The 12,837-nt window shown below is 63.9% G+C and carries 10 protein-coding genes and 2 tRNA genes; 2 read left to right on the top strand and 10 right to left on the bottom strand.

The genetic code is table 11. The features are described 5' to 3' along the window. Positions 1–37: 37 nt before the first annotated feature. From GRI89_RS04250 to recJ, 4 genes are all read right to left on the bottom strand, one after another. Positions 38–1,240, bottom strand: coding sequence for a sensor histidine kinase (locus tag GRI89_RS04250; protein WP_159792529.1), 1,203 nt, complete (start codon positions 1,238–1,240; stop codon positions 38–40). 65 nt (positions 1,241–1,305) lie between these two features. Beyond that, positions 1,306–1,380, bottom strand: a tRNA-Glu gene (locus tag GRI89_RS04255). Between the two features lie 23 nt (positions 1,381–1,403). Then, positions 1,404–1,478: transfer RNA gene (locus GRI89_RS04260), tRNA-Glu, on the bottom strand. A gap of 71 nt (positions 1,479–1,549) precedes the next feature. After that, positions 1,550–3,256: a single-stranded-DNA-specific exonuclease RecJ gene (gene recJ / locus GRI89_RS04265; RefSeq protein ID WP_407924964.1), complete on the bottom strand. Its 1,707-nt coding sequence runs from the start codon at positions 3,254–3,256 to the stop codon at positions 1,550–1,552. 1,340 nt (positions 3,257–4,596) lie between these two features. Between recJ and GRI89_RS04270 the strand changes: the two genes are divergently transcribed. After that, positions 4,597–4,809 (top strand): hypothetical protein, encoded by a 213-nt coding sequence (locus GRI89_RS04270; protein ID WP_159792533.1) that lies wholly within the window; start codon positions 4,597–4,599, stop codon positions 4,807–4,809. A gap of 9 nt (positions 4,810–4,818) precedes the next feature. Here GRI89_RS04270 and GRI89_RS04275 read toward each other — a convergent pair whose 3' ends face one another. Next, complete coding sequence (locus GRI89_RS04275) at positions 4,819–5,781, bottom strand: NAD(P)H-dependent flavin oxidoreductase (protein ID WP_159792535.1); 963 nt, start codon at positions 5,779–5,781, stop codon at positions 4,819–4,821. A 60-nt stretch (positions 5,782–5,841) separates the two neighbouring features. On the opposite strand from GRI89_RS04275, the gene GRI89_RS04280 reads away from it, so the two are divergent. After that, positions 5,842–6,387, top strand: coding sequence for an MOSC domain-containing protein (locus GRI89_RS04280; protein WP_159792537.1), 546 nt, complete (start codon positions 5,842–5,844; stop codon positions 6,385–6,387). Here the strand turns inward: GRI89_RS04280 and leuA are convergent. From leuA to ilvB, 5 genes are all read right to left on the bottom strand, one after another. After that, positions 6,384–8,054, bottom strand: coding sequence for a 2-isopropylmalate synthase (gene leuA, locus GRI89_RS04285; protein WP_159792539.1), 1,671 nt, complete (start codon positions 8,052–8,054; stop codon positions 6,384–6,386). The genes GRI89_RS04280 and leuA overlap by 4 nt on opposite strands. 253 nt (positions 8,055–8,307) lie before the next feature. Next, entirely contained in the window at positions 8,308–9,006 is a 699-nt protein-coding gene (locus tag GRI89_RS04290; RefSeq protein WP_235912781.1) for a YceI family protein, read from the bottom strand. 119 nt (positions 9,007–9,125) lie between these two features. Next, a complete protein-coding gene (gene ilvC, locus GRI89_RS04295; RefSeq protein WP_159792541.1) occupies positions 9,126–10,145 on the bottom strand; it encodes a ketol-acid reductoisomerase in 1,020 nt (339 codons plus the stop codon). 128 nt (positions 10,146–10,273) lie between these two features. Continuing rightward, positions 10,274–10,789 carry an acetolactate synthase small subunit gene (ilvN, locus tag GRI89_RS04300; RefSeq protein WP_159792543.1) on the bottom strand — a complete coding sequence of 172 codons (516 nt, stop codon included), beginning with the start codon at positions 10,787–10,789 and terminating at the stop codon, positions 10,274–10,276. Between the two features lie 199 nt (positions 10,790–10,988). Beyond that, positions 10,989–12,731, bottom strand: a complete 1,743-nt coding sequence (ilvB, locus tag GRI89_RS04305) for a biosynthetic-type acetolactate synthase large subunit (RefSeq protein WP_328598079.1) — start codon at positions 12,729–12,731, stop codon at positions 10,989–10,991. Positions 12,732–12,837: the final 106 nt, after the last annotated feature.

Below are 12,837 nucleotides of genomic sequence, written 5' to 3' on the forward strand. Positions count from 1 at the left end.
GATATCCGATCATTCCTGAACCCGTCGCGTGACGGTTTCATGTCTGCTCTCCCAAGCCTTCGCCGACCATCGGCATGCGAACGGTCACCGTGGTGCCCTGTCCCTGCTTGCTGGCAATGTCGAGGCGGCCGCGGTGCCTTTCCACGATATGCTTGACGATTGCTAGCCCCAGTCCGGTGCCGCCTGCTGCGCGGCTGCGGCCCGGGTCGGTGCGGTAGAAACGGCGGGTCAGGTGCGGCAGGTGCTCGGGCGCGATGCCCTCGCCATGGTCGCGCACCTGCAACGAGGCCATGCCGCGTTCCGATTTCTCGAGCGTGACGTCGACCGTTCCTTCGGGATCGCCGTACTTGAGGGCGTTGTCGACGAGGTTGCGGACCACCTGTTCGAGCTGTTCGCTGTCGCCGCGCACGATCAGGTGCTCTTCGGGCAGGTGAATCTTCACTCGCTCAAGCCGATCAAGGCCAGCACCGTCGCGCGCTGCACGTTCGACAAGGATAGGAAGGTCGATCTTTGAGCGTGGCTGGTCATGCTTTTCCGCCTCGACCCGCGAGAGCGACATAAGATCGTCGACGAGGCCCTGCAATCGCTTGGCCTCGCGCAGCACGGTGCCGTGGAACTTTGCCGCCATGTCCTTGTCGGCGTTCTCGCCCTCTTCGACGAGCGTCTCGATGTAGCCGATGATCGAGGCGAGGGGAGTGCGCAACTCGTGGCTGGCGTTGGCGACGAAATCGGTGTGGGCGCGGCTGATGTCGGCTTCGCCGGTGCGGTTGATCAGTTCGATCAGCCAGTAACGCCCGTCGATCGGCTGCCGCGTCATCTGCCACGAACTGCGCGGACCGGTCAGGCCCTGCACAGTCACGCTGCCGCCTTGCGCGCGCCCAAGCAGGTCGACCGCCGCGGGATGGCGGAAGGCCACTCGGGCGTCCTGTCCGACGATGTGCCGGCCGAGAACCTCGCGCGCTTCGGCGTTGGCGATGACGATTCGGCTGTCGTCGAGCAGCAGGAAGGGAATTCCGGAATGTTCGATCAGCTCGCGCATGCCGTCGCGCGTCAGCTGCATGTCGCCGACGGGAGCCGGAATGCGCTGCGGAGGGGGAACGAGGAGCAGGAGCGAACCGGCCCAGACGATCACCACGCCCAAGGCCAGGAGGACATCGACGCCTTCGAACAGCAGGACGCCGCCCGCAGCCAAGGCCAGCCCAATCCCGGGCCAGGGAATCGAACGGCGGGTTTCGTCCATCGCGGGGGACCGTTAGACATGGCAAAGGGCGGGCGCCAGCCCACCTGTCACATATCTGTCATGAATGGTGACCCCTACGGGAATCGAACCCGTGTTTCAGCCGTGAGAGGGCCGCGTCCTGACCGCTAGACGAAGGGGCCTTGCCAGATAAGCACGTCACCGATGGTGACCCCTACGGGAATCGAACCCGTGTTTCAGCCGTGAAAGGGCCGCGTCCTAACCGCTAGACGAAGGGGCCGCATCGGATGCGTGGCGGCGCACTTAGGGGCGGTCGCGCGTGCGGTCAAGCCCGCTGCTGGCAGGTAATGTTCAGTCGGCCCAGGCGGCATCCTCGAGGTGCAGTTCGGCCTGGGGCCGGTTGCCCCAATCGTCGATCTTCGCGCGCCCCGCGAGCCACAGCTTGCGCCCCTGCGCACCGTGCAGCAGCGCCTGGCCCATTTCGCTCTCCGCGGCGCGGAAGGCGATGGCCTTGAACGAGGCGCCATCTGCGCCGCCGGCGATCAGCCGCAGGTGGTTGGTGCCGACGATATCGGCGCGTACGAGGCGCACCGGTCCGACGGCGATCCGCGGCGCCGGCCAGCCCACCCCGAACGGTCCGGCCTGTTGGAGGGTCTCGACCAGATCCGGCGTCAGTCCGCGTGGTGCGACGGCGAGATCGAGCGTCATGGTCAGCTCGGCCGAGGCGCGCGCCACCGCCGATGCCAGCTGGGCGTCGAGCCAGTCGGCGAAATCGTCGAGCCGCGCTTCCTCGACGGTCAGCCCGGCGGCCATGGCGTGTCCGCCGCCGGCGAGCAGTAGTCCCTTGTCCTTCGCGCCGATGATCGCCGCGCCGAGATCGACGCCGCTGATCGAGCGGCCCGATCCCTTGCCCTGTCCGCTCACCTCATCGAGTGCGATGACGATCGCCGGCTTGCCGACCTTCTCCTTGATCCGCCCGGCAACGATGCCGATGACCCCCGGATGCCAGCCCCTGCCGGCCAGCGTCACGACCGAGCGGTTGTGCTGGCGGTCGAGCTGCTGCTCGGCGGCTTCCTGTACCGCAGCCTCGATCGCCCGGCGTTCCTCGTTGAGCGTCGATAGCTGCGCGGCAATTTCCCGGGCTTCGTCTGGATCCTCCGTCGTCAGCAACCGCACGCCGAGGGTCGATTCGCCGACACGGCCGCCGGCATTTATTCGCGGCCCCAGGGCGAAGCCGCAGTCGCTGCAGGCCGGGGGCCGATTGAGGCGGCTCGCGTCGATCAGCGCCGACATGCCGACGTTGCGGCGATGCGCCATGATCTTGAGGCCCTGCGCGACAAAAGCGCGGTTGAGCCCGCGGATCGCGGCAACGTCCGCCACGGTGCCGAGCGCGACGAGATCGAGCAGGGCGAACAGGTCGGGTTCTTTGCGCTCCTCGAAGAAGCCGCGCTGGCGCAATGTGCGGACCAGCGAGACCGCGAGCAGGAAGGCGACGCCGACCGCGGCGAGGTGGCCGAAGCCGGCAGCCTCGTCGCTCTCGTCGAGACGGTTCGGGTTGACCAACGCCATAGCCGCCGGGTGGTCGGCGGCGCACTTGTGGTGGTCGACCACGATCACGTCGACACCGGCCTCGCGCGCCGCGGCGAGCGCTTCGAAGGCCATCGCCCCGCAGTCGACCGTGACGATCAGGCTGGAACCCTCGGCGCCGAGACGGACCAAAGCCTCGCCGCTCGGCCCGTATCCTTCAAGCAGGCGATCGGGAATGTAGTAGCCGGCATCGAGGCCAAGATCGCGCAGCAGACGGATCAACAGGGCCGAACTGGTCGCGCCGTCGACGTCGTAATCGCCGTAGATCGTCACGGTTTCCTGTGCGAGTACCGCTTGTGCGAGCCGGTCGGCGGCAAGCTCCATGTCGTTGAAGATCGCCGGATCGGGAAGGAACTCGCGCAGGACCGGGCTGCGCTGCTTGGCAAGTTCGTCCCGCGCGACCCCGCGACCGAGAAGGAGCTGGTCGACGATCCCGTCGAGCTGACCGGAGTCTCCGCCTACGAGTTCCATGTTCCCGGCGCGCCAATGCCAAGCCTTGCCGGAAAGCGAGGACTCCACGCCTAAGACTGCGGGTTTGGTGGCCATGGGCCTCGTCTAGAGCACTTGGCAGGCGCGCGGAAGGCCGCGGCGAGGGGCTGTGGACAGGGAGGGTAACGAAGAATTAGCCCCGATTTGGATTAGTTAGGGTGTTCTACGACTCGACCTGCGCAACGTTTGCGGTCACAAATCGGCTCAGGACGGGAGAATTGACGATTACACGCAAGCCGGGTTCGATTTCAGATAGTCAGGCGGCGGTTTCCCTCCTTTTTTCAGAAGGTAAACGGTCGTCGGTGGAGGTAGTTCGCGCGTACCTCCTCTGGATCGAAGACATCGAGCTCAGCTTCGAACCCGAGCCCAGTCCATCGCGGGCCCCGGAACTTAGGTGGCTTGAGTTGCTGTCCAACAAGCTGACTTTCGACCTTTTCAGACTGCTCAGCGGCCCGCCGTCGAGCGGACCTTCGCGTCGGAGCAAATATATTGAGAACACGGACGCAAATTCGAGATATGCGAAGTAGTCACGAACCGGCCCAATCCGCATATGGCGAGTAGGAGGGATGCCGCCGATCCTCAGAACATAGGCCGGGATTGATGCCGCTTGTGCCGATCTCGGCGATGTCGAAGCCATTCTCTATCATTCCACGCGGTGCAGGAGCGATCCAACCACTTTCCGCAAGTAAGTAAACAACTGGATTTCAGGGGGGTGTTTTCGAGACGAACCTGACCTCGTTCGCGGTCGCGTCAGCCTAGGATTGCTCAGTGAAGTGTTGACGTCTTTTGCCGGCCAGGAATTTGGCATCGAGCTCAATTTTGCTTGAGACTTTAGGGCGACGACGCGGCTTGGCTTAATGTAGTTGCTCAATTACCTTATCGAGCAAGACCGAATCGTCGAAAACGATAGCCTTGTCGATAGCGCAGATGAGCCACTGATTCTCATTCCTTTTGCAGATGGCTTGTTCGTGCAGGTCAGTCACGATTGAATCGCGCCATGTGAAGCGCTGTTCGCATTTTGCAGGGTGCGCGCAGGCGGATCCCGTCCAAGCGCGTCAGTCGCCTCGGCGAATCGGCGTACAAGGCTAAATGTAGCGTGATCACGTCCTGCCGCTGCGATTGCTTTCGCGGCGGTACTTTGAGCCGATGCTCGACTTGATTGGCCACGAGCGAAGGGGATTCGACGATTTCCGCCATAAGGAGCGGTTTCGACCGTCGAATGAATATAGTGTTATGAGTGCGGGATTGCCACTGTACACGGGCTGCACAGCGACTACAGTAATATAGACGCGGAGCGTGTCGGGCAGATTGAGGCGTCCTGGTTGAGCGTCCGGTTGCGGGAACCCGATGCGGCGCTCGAAGAGGCGTTGATGCGCCTGACCTTGCTGCAACATGCGCTGCTCAGATGGCTCCTTGTCGAGAGGCGCCAGTTGCGGCTCAAGCGGCGCGATCCACTGGGCGCTGGACGGGACTTTGCCGATCTCGATGCCATGGTCGAAGAACTGTGGCGGGGATCCGAAACCCAGGGCGCCTGACGATTCCGCTCAGCCGTGGCCGAGCAAGCGCATTCTTGCCGCCAGGTATTCACGCTCAAGCCGGTCAACCAGATCGGCGGTTGTCGCGACCGACTTGACCGCGCCAATGCCCTGGCCCGCGCCCCAGATGTCCTTCCACGCCTTGGCGCCGCCCTCGACCTTGCTGAAGTCCATCGCGCTCGGGTCGCCTTCGGGCAGGTGGTCAGGATCGTAACCGGCGGAGACGATCGAACCGCGCAAGTAGTTGCCGTGCACGCCGGTGAAGTAGCTCGAATAGACGATGTCGCTGGCCCGCCCCTCGACGATCCCCTGCTTGTAGGGATCGATGGCTCGTGCCTCCTCGGTAGCAATGAAGGCGGAGCCGATATAGGCGAGGTCGGCCCCCATGGCCTGCGCTGCGAGGATCGAATTGCCGTTGGCGATCGCGCCCGACAGCACCAGCGGCCCGTCGAACCACTCGCGGATTTCCTGCACGAGCGCGAAGGGCGACAGCGTCCCGGCATGGCCGCCGGCACCGGCCGCCACGGCGATCAACCCGTCGGCGCCCTTCTCGATTGCCTTGTGGGCGAAGCGGTCGTGGATGATGTCGTGCAGCACGATCCCGCCCCAGGAATGGACTAGCTGGTTGATCTCCTCACGCGCACCGAGCGACGTTATGACGACCTGAGGCTTCCACTTGGCGAGGAGCTTTGCGTCGTCCTCCAGCCGCGGGTTGGCCCGGTTGACGATGAGGTTGCAAGCGAACGGGGCGGACGGGCGGTCAGGATGCGCGGCGTCATGCGCCGCGAGCGCTTCGGTGATTTCGTGCAGCCACTCGTCGAGTTGCTCGAGCGGGCGGGCATTCAGCGAGGGAAAGCTGCCGACTATGCCTGACGTACATTGGGCGATGACGAGTGCCGGGTGCGAGATGATGAAGAGCGGGGCGCCGATCACCGGAATGCGCAGGTTTTCAAGGCAGGCGGGTAGAGTCATCGCTGTTCACTGCTGTTCCGAGCTTGAGAGAAGCGCTTCATTGGCACATGGCGTTGCGGCATGACAGGCCGGATCATCGCCGTGGCCCGCGACGAGGCCCATCGCTTCGGCAAGCAGGCCTGCGATAGCATCGAGCTCGTGGCCGGATTGGGCGTTGCGGGCGATTCCCATGGCGGCCGCACCGTGCAGCACCTTTCGCGCGTGGCGAAGACACCCGAAACGCTGAACGTGCGGCAGGTCCACCTGATCCACAGCGAACTTTTCTCTGAACTTGCGGATGTAGGATTCACTCTCGTTCCGGGCGCTCTGGGTGAGAACGTGACGACCGAGGGTATCGACCTGCTGGACCTGTCACGCGGCACCCGGCTCCAGCTTGGCGACGAGGCACTCGTCGAGGTGACCGGCCTGCGCAATCCGTGTCGCCAGATCGACGACAACATCGGCAAGGGCGCTATGGCAGCGACTCTCGATACTGCCCCGGACGGCTCGCTGGTCCGCAAGGCCGGGATCATGGCCGTGGTCGTATCGGGTGGCGAGGTCCGGACGGGCGACCCGATAATGATCGAGTTCGTCCCGCCCGAACGCTTGCCGCTCGAACCGGTCTAGGCGCCGTTGGCCGCGCTGATGATCGCCCGGACGCTGGCTGCGGCCACGTCCTCGTCGATGCCGACACCCCAGACGGTGCGTCCGTCAGGTGTCTGGCATTCGAGGTAGGTGGCGGCGCGCGCATCGGTGCCCGTGCCGAGTGCGTGTTCGACGTAATCGACCACTTCGAGCTCAAGGCCGAAGGTCTGTTTGAGCGTCGTCAGCACTGACGAAATCAGGCCCTTTCCGCGGCCGGAAACGCTCTGCGGCTTGCCTTCGACGTCAATCGTCCCGGCAAAAAGGCGTGTGCCGTCGCTGGCGCGCGTCTCTTCGAAATCGATCAGGCGATAGCGGCGCTTGTCGACCTTGACGTAATAGGTCTCGCGGAAGACCTGCCAGATGTCGGCGGCGTTGAGCTCGCGGCCCAGTTCGTCGGCTAGGCGCTGGACGTGCTTCGAGAAGTCGGCCTGCAGCTTCTTCGGCAGCTTCAGGCCCTGGTCCTGTTCGAGAACCCAGGCGAAGCCGCCCTTGCCAGACTGCGAATTGACCCGAATGACTGCCTCGTAGGTCCGCCCGAGGTCGGCCGGATCGATCGGCAGGTAGGGCACGCGCCACAACTCGTCGTTGCGCTGTTCCTGCGCCACGAAGCCCTTCTTGATCGCGTCCTGGTGACTGCCCGAAAAGGCCGTGAAGACCAGTTCGCCGCCGTAAGGATGGCGCTCGTGGACCGGGATCTGGTTGCAGTACTCGACCGTCTCGATGACCCGGTCGATGTCCGAGAAATCGAGGTTGGGGTCGATCCCCTGCGTGTACATGTTGAGCGCCAGTGTCACGAGGCAGCAGTTGCCTGTGCGCTCACCGTTTCCGAACAAGCAGCCCTCGACGCGGTCGGCCCCGGCCATCAGGCCGAGTTCGGCCGCGGCGACGCCGGTGCCCCGGTCGTTGTGGGTGTGCAGGCTGATCACCGCGCTCTCGCGGTTCGGCAGGTTGCGACAGAAGTATTCGATTTGGTCGGCGTAGATATTGGGTGTCGCCGCCTCGACTGTTGCCGGCAGGTTGAGGATGATCGGTTTCTCTGACGTCGGCTGCAGGACGTCCATCACGGCCTCGCAAACCGAGATCGAGAAATCGAGTTCGGCGGTCGAGAAGGTCTCGGGCGAGTACTGGAAGTTCCAGTCGGTTTCCGGTCGCCTCGCCGCTTCGTCGCGCATGACCTTGGCGCCGAGGACCGCGACTTCGCGCACCTCGTCAGGCGTCATGCGGAAGACGATCTCGCGCCATGCCGGGCTGACCGCGTTGTAGAGGTGGACGATGGCCGCCCGCGCGCCTTCGAGGCTCTTGAAGCTGGTACGGATCAGGTCCTCACGGCTTTGCGTGAGGACCTGCACGATCACGTCGTCAGGAATTCGGCCGGACTTCACCAGGCTGGAGATGAAATCGAACTCGGTCTGGCCCGCGCTCGGGAATCCGACCTCGATTTCCTTGAGTCCGACCTCGACGAGCAGGTCGAAGAAGCGGTTCTTCTTCACCGCGTCCATCGGGTCGACGATTGCCTGGTTGCCGTCGCGCAGGTCGGTCGAGAGCCAGCGCGGCGGCGTCGTGATCGTGCGGGTGGGCCACTGCCGGTCGGGCAGCGGAACCTGGGGGAAGGGCCGGTACTTGGCCGAGGGATTGCTCAGCATCGCCATCGGAATTTGCCTTATCGCATCAATGCCGCGCGGCAAGCTTGGCGCGGACAATTTCGACTATCGGTGAATGAATGGCCCTTAGGCGGGTGCTGCACCACGTGGGCGCAGGCGGTTGTTCGCGCCTAAGGGCGCGTAAGTCGAAGCAGCGCAAGGAGCTCGCGGCGGTTCATGCGGGTGCAGATAGGCGATCGAGGTTAAGAAATCCAGCGGCAAGGGGCGGTGCGCGATTGCATCGCCCCTTGCCTGTACGGGATCACATTTCGAACGGAACGCTGATGTCGAGTTGCACCTCGTCCGACACCATCGGGACGAGGAAGCCCAGGCCGAAATCCGAACGCTTGAAGCTCGCACGGCCTTCAAAGCCGATGGTCTTCTTTTTGGAGAACGGATTCTCGCCCGCACCGACGAATTCGGCGGAGATGACGATCGGTTTTGTCACCCCGTTAAGCGTGAGGTTCCCGGTGATGTTGGCGGTCGTCCCGCCGGTGGATTCGACCTTGGTCGAAACGAAATGCGCCGGCTGCTGGTCGGGCCCGAAGAAGTCGGGCTTGGCGCCGTCCTTGCCGGCGCGCAGCAGGTGATCGCGCAGTCCGGAACTTACAAGCGAGACCGAATCGATCGGAACCAGGACGTCGACCTTGGCGGCCGAGAGATTGGCCGGGTCGATCGTCAGCGATCCCGTGGCGTTTCCGAATGCTCCGAAGTAGTCGCTGAAACCGAAGTGATTGACCCGCCAGCCGACAAGCGTGTGGCCCGGATCGGGCGCATAAGTCCCGGCAACGACGCGCGCGGCATCTGCTTGGCCAGGAAGTTGGGGGGGGCCGTTCTGGGCATGAAGGGTTGTAAACGCGGCGAGCGTGGCGGCGCCGGCCAGGATCGTTGCAGTCAGCTTGCGCATGGTCATGTTCTCCCAAAGAAACTCGGTCGCAATTCTGGCGGTGCTTTTTGACATTGTCCACCTAGAACGAAGCGACACAGTTGGCGCGAACGAGGTAGCGGAATCGAAACGGCGGGCGACCTCGCGAAGGTCCCCCGCCGTTCCGACTGTTGGGATGCGATATCTCGTTGCGGTCAGTTCTTTTCCTGGTCGACCAGCTTGTTCTTGCCGATCCACGGCATCATCGCCCGGAGGCGGCTGCCGACCTGCTCGATCGGATGCGCCGCGGCAGCCTTGCGGCTTGCCTTGAGTTCGGGCTGGCCGGCGCGGTTGTCGAGCACGAAATTCTTCACGAAGCGGCCGCTCTGGATGTCGGCCAGCACGCGCTTCATTTCCGCCTTGGTCTCGTCGGTGATGATCCGCGGGCCGGTGGTGATGTCGCCGTATTCGGCGGTGTTGCTGATTGAATAGCGCATGTTGGCGATGCCGCCTTCATAGAGCAGGTCGACGATCAGCTTGGTTTCATGGAGGCACTCGAAATAGGCCATTTCCGGCGCGTATCCGGCCTCGACCAGAGTCTCGAACCCGGCCTGGATCAGGTGGGTGATGCCCCCGCACAGCACGGCCTGCTCGCCGAACAGGTCGGTCTCGCATTCCTCGCGGAAGTTAGTTTCGATGATGCCCGAACGGCCGCCGCCAACGCCGGAGGCGTAGGCGAGGGCGACGTCATGGGCGTTGCCGGTCGCATCCTGGTGGACCGCGATCAGGCACGGCACGCCGCCGCCCTTGAGGTATTCGCTGCGCACGGTGTGGCCCGGGCCCTTGGGCGCGATCATGATTACGTCGATATCGGCCGGCGGCTCGATCAGGCCGAAGTGGATGTTGAGTCCGTGGGCGAAGGCGAGCGCGCTGCCCGGCTTCATGTTGCCCTTAAGGTCGTTCTCCCAGATCGCCGCCTGGTGCTCGTCGGGGGCGAGAATCATCAGGATGTCGGCCCATCCGGCCGCTTCCTTGTTGCTCAGCACCTTGAAACCGGCGGCTTCGGCCTTTCTTGCGCTGGCCGAACCGGGGCGCAGCGCGATGGCGACGTCCTTCACGCCGGAATCGCGCAGGTTTTGCGCGTGGGCGTGGCCCTGGCTGCCGTAGCCGAGCACGGCGATCTTCTTATCAGTGACCAGATTCAGGTCGGCGTCGGCGTCGTAATAGACTTTCATGGTACGTCCTTCGTTCAAACACCGTCATGCTGAACTCGGTTCAGCATCCATTTCTCCACACGCGCCGCGCTACCGGAAAATTGGGTCCTGAAACAGGTTCAGGGTGACGAGAAAATCTTGTGTTGGGGCTAGGCCCCCTCGGCACCCCGCATCATGCCGACGATGCCGCTGCGGCCGACCTCGACCAGCCCCAGCTGGCGCATCAGCGAGATGAAGCTGTCGATCTTCTCGCTCGCGCCGGTCAATTCGAACACGAAGCTTTCGGTCGTCGTGTCGATCACGCTGGCGCGGAACACGTCGGCGATGCGCAGCGCTTCGACCCGGGCCTCGCCAGTGCCGCGCACCTTGACCAGCGCCAGTTCGCGTTCGACGTGCGGGCCGGCTTCGGTCAGGTCGGTAACCTTGTGCACCGGAACCAGCCGCTCGAGCTGCGAGATGATCTGGTCGATCACCGGCGGCGGACCGTTGGTGACGATGGTGATGCGGCTCGTCGCGTGGTCCTCGGTGATGTCGGCCACGGTGAGGCTGTCGATGTTATAGCCGCGCGCGGTGAACAGACCGGCGATCTTGGCGAGGATGCCTGCCTCGTTATCGACGAGAACGGCGAGCACGTGCCGCTCGGTAAAGGTCTGCTGGATCTTCATGCGTGGGCACCTGGAGCGTATGGGACGCGTGCGGAATGCCGGGGCGAGGCGACCAGCGGCTCGGCGCCCGAATGCAGGCGCAGGGCGGGGCACTTCGCAACGATTTCCCGGCGCTGCTCGTGCGGTTTGGACAGCACGTCACAGCAAGCGTGAAGTTCGCAGTATTCACGGCTGAACATGATCTTCTTTCGGTAGGGCATCACACCAGCGCCTTCGCTTCGTCGTCCATCGTGCCTTCGACCATGTCGCCATAGAGCAGCATTTCGGTGTGTGCCGCGCCGCTCGGGATCATCGGGAAGCAATTGGCTTCCTTCGACACCTGGCAATCGACCATCACCGGTCCGTCGTGCTCGATCATCGCCATGATCGACGCGTCGAGGTCGGCTTCGTCGGTAATCCGGATACCTTTCCAGCCATAGGCTTCGGCGAGCGCAACGAAGTCGGGTAAGCTGTCCGAATAGCTGTTCGAGTAGCGGCTCTCATAGGTCAGTTCCTGCCACTGGCGGACCATGCCCATGTACTCGTTGTTGAGGATGAATACCTTGATCGGCAGGCGGAACTGGCTGGCCGTGCCCATTTCCTGGATGTTCATCTGGATCGAGGCCTCACCGGCGATGTCGATGACGAGCTTGTCCGGATTGCCGAGCTGGGCGCCGATTGCCGCCGGCATGCCGTAGCCCATGGTGCCGAGCCCGCCGCTGGTCAGCCAACGGTTCGGCTTTACGAAGCCGAAGTACTGCGCTGCCCACATTTGGTGCTGGCCGACCTCGGTAGTGATGATCGGGTCCATATCATTGGTCAGCGCGAAGAGGCGTTCGACCGCAAGCTGCGGCATGATCGCATCCTTGCGGTGCGGATAGGCGAGGCTGTCGCGCTCGCGCCATCCGGCGATGCGCGCCTTCCACTCGGTCAGGTCGCATGGCTTGCGGTTGCCCCATGCCTCGATCAGCTGTTTGAGCACCACGCCGCAATCGCCGACGATCGGCAGGTCGGCCTGGACGATCTTGTTGATCGAGCTGCGGTCGATGTCGATGTGAATCTTGGTCGAATTGGGGGCGAAGGCGTCGAGGCGGCCGGTGACCCGGTCGTCGAAACGCGCGCCGACGGCGACAATGAGGTCGGCCTGGTTCATCGCCAGGTTGGCCTCGTAAGTGCCATGCATGCCGAGCATGCCGAGCCAGTCGGGATGGTCCGACGGAAAGGCGCCGAGGCCCATCAGCGTCGAGGTCAGCGGTGCGCCGGTCAAAGTCTGCAGCTTGCGCAGTGCCTCGCTGGCATGGGGACCGGAGTTGATCACGCCGCCGCCGGTGTAGAAAACAGGAGCCTTGGCGTTGGCGATCAGTTCGATCGCCTCGGCGATTTCGTCGATCGTGCCGACGGTGTTCGGTGTGTAGCGCCGGGGCCGCTGTATCGGGCCGGCGGGCAGGGCAGCGGTCGCCACCTGCACGTTCTTGGGAATGTCCACAACGACCGGGCCGGGGCGGCCCGTGGTGGCAATTTCGAACGCCTCGTCGATGGTCGCGGCTAGTTCCGCCGGGTCCTTCACGAGGTAGTTGTGCTTGGTGCAGTGGCGCGTCAGACCGACGGTGTCGGCTTCCTGGAAGGCGTCGGTGCCGATCAGGTTGGTTGCGACCTGGCCGGTGATGACCACAAGCGGAATCGAATCCATGAAGGCATCGGCGATGCCGGTGATGGCGTTGGTCGCGCCCGGTCCACTGGTGACGAGGACCACGCCGGGCTTTCCGGTCGAACGGGCGTAGCCTTCTGCTGCATGCGCCGCTCCGGCTTCGTGGCGGACGAGGATGTGGCGGATCCGGTGATCGCCGAACAGTTCGTCATAGATCGGCAGCACCGCGCCGCCGGGATAGCCGAAAACGAATTCGACACCCTGCCGCACGAGGCATTCGACAAGTATCGCAGCGCCGCTGCGTTCTTCGGACACGACTGGCATTCCTTTTACTGCTTACGACCGCTGCCGGCCCGGAAACGATCGGCCCGGCACGATTTTCTCGCGCCGGGCCGCTCCTCTCCAATTCTTTGCACGGGGG

It is taken from the genome of Croceibacterium salegens, from assembly GCF_009827435.1.
Classification (GTDB): Bacteria; Pseudomonadota; Alphaproteobacteria; order Sphingomonadales; family Sphingomonadaceae; genus Croceibacterium_B; species Croceibacterium_B salegens.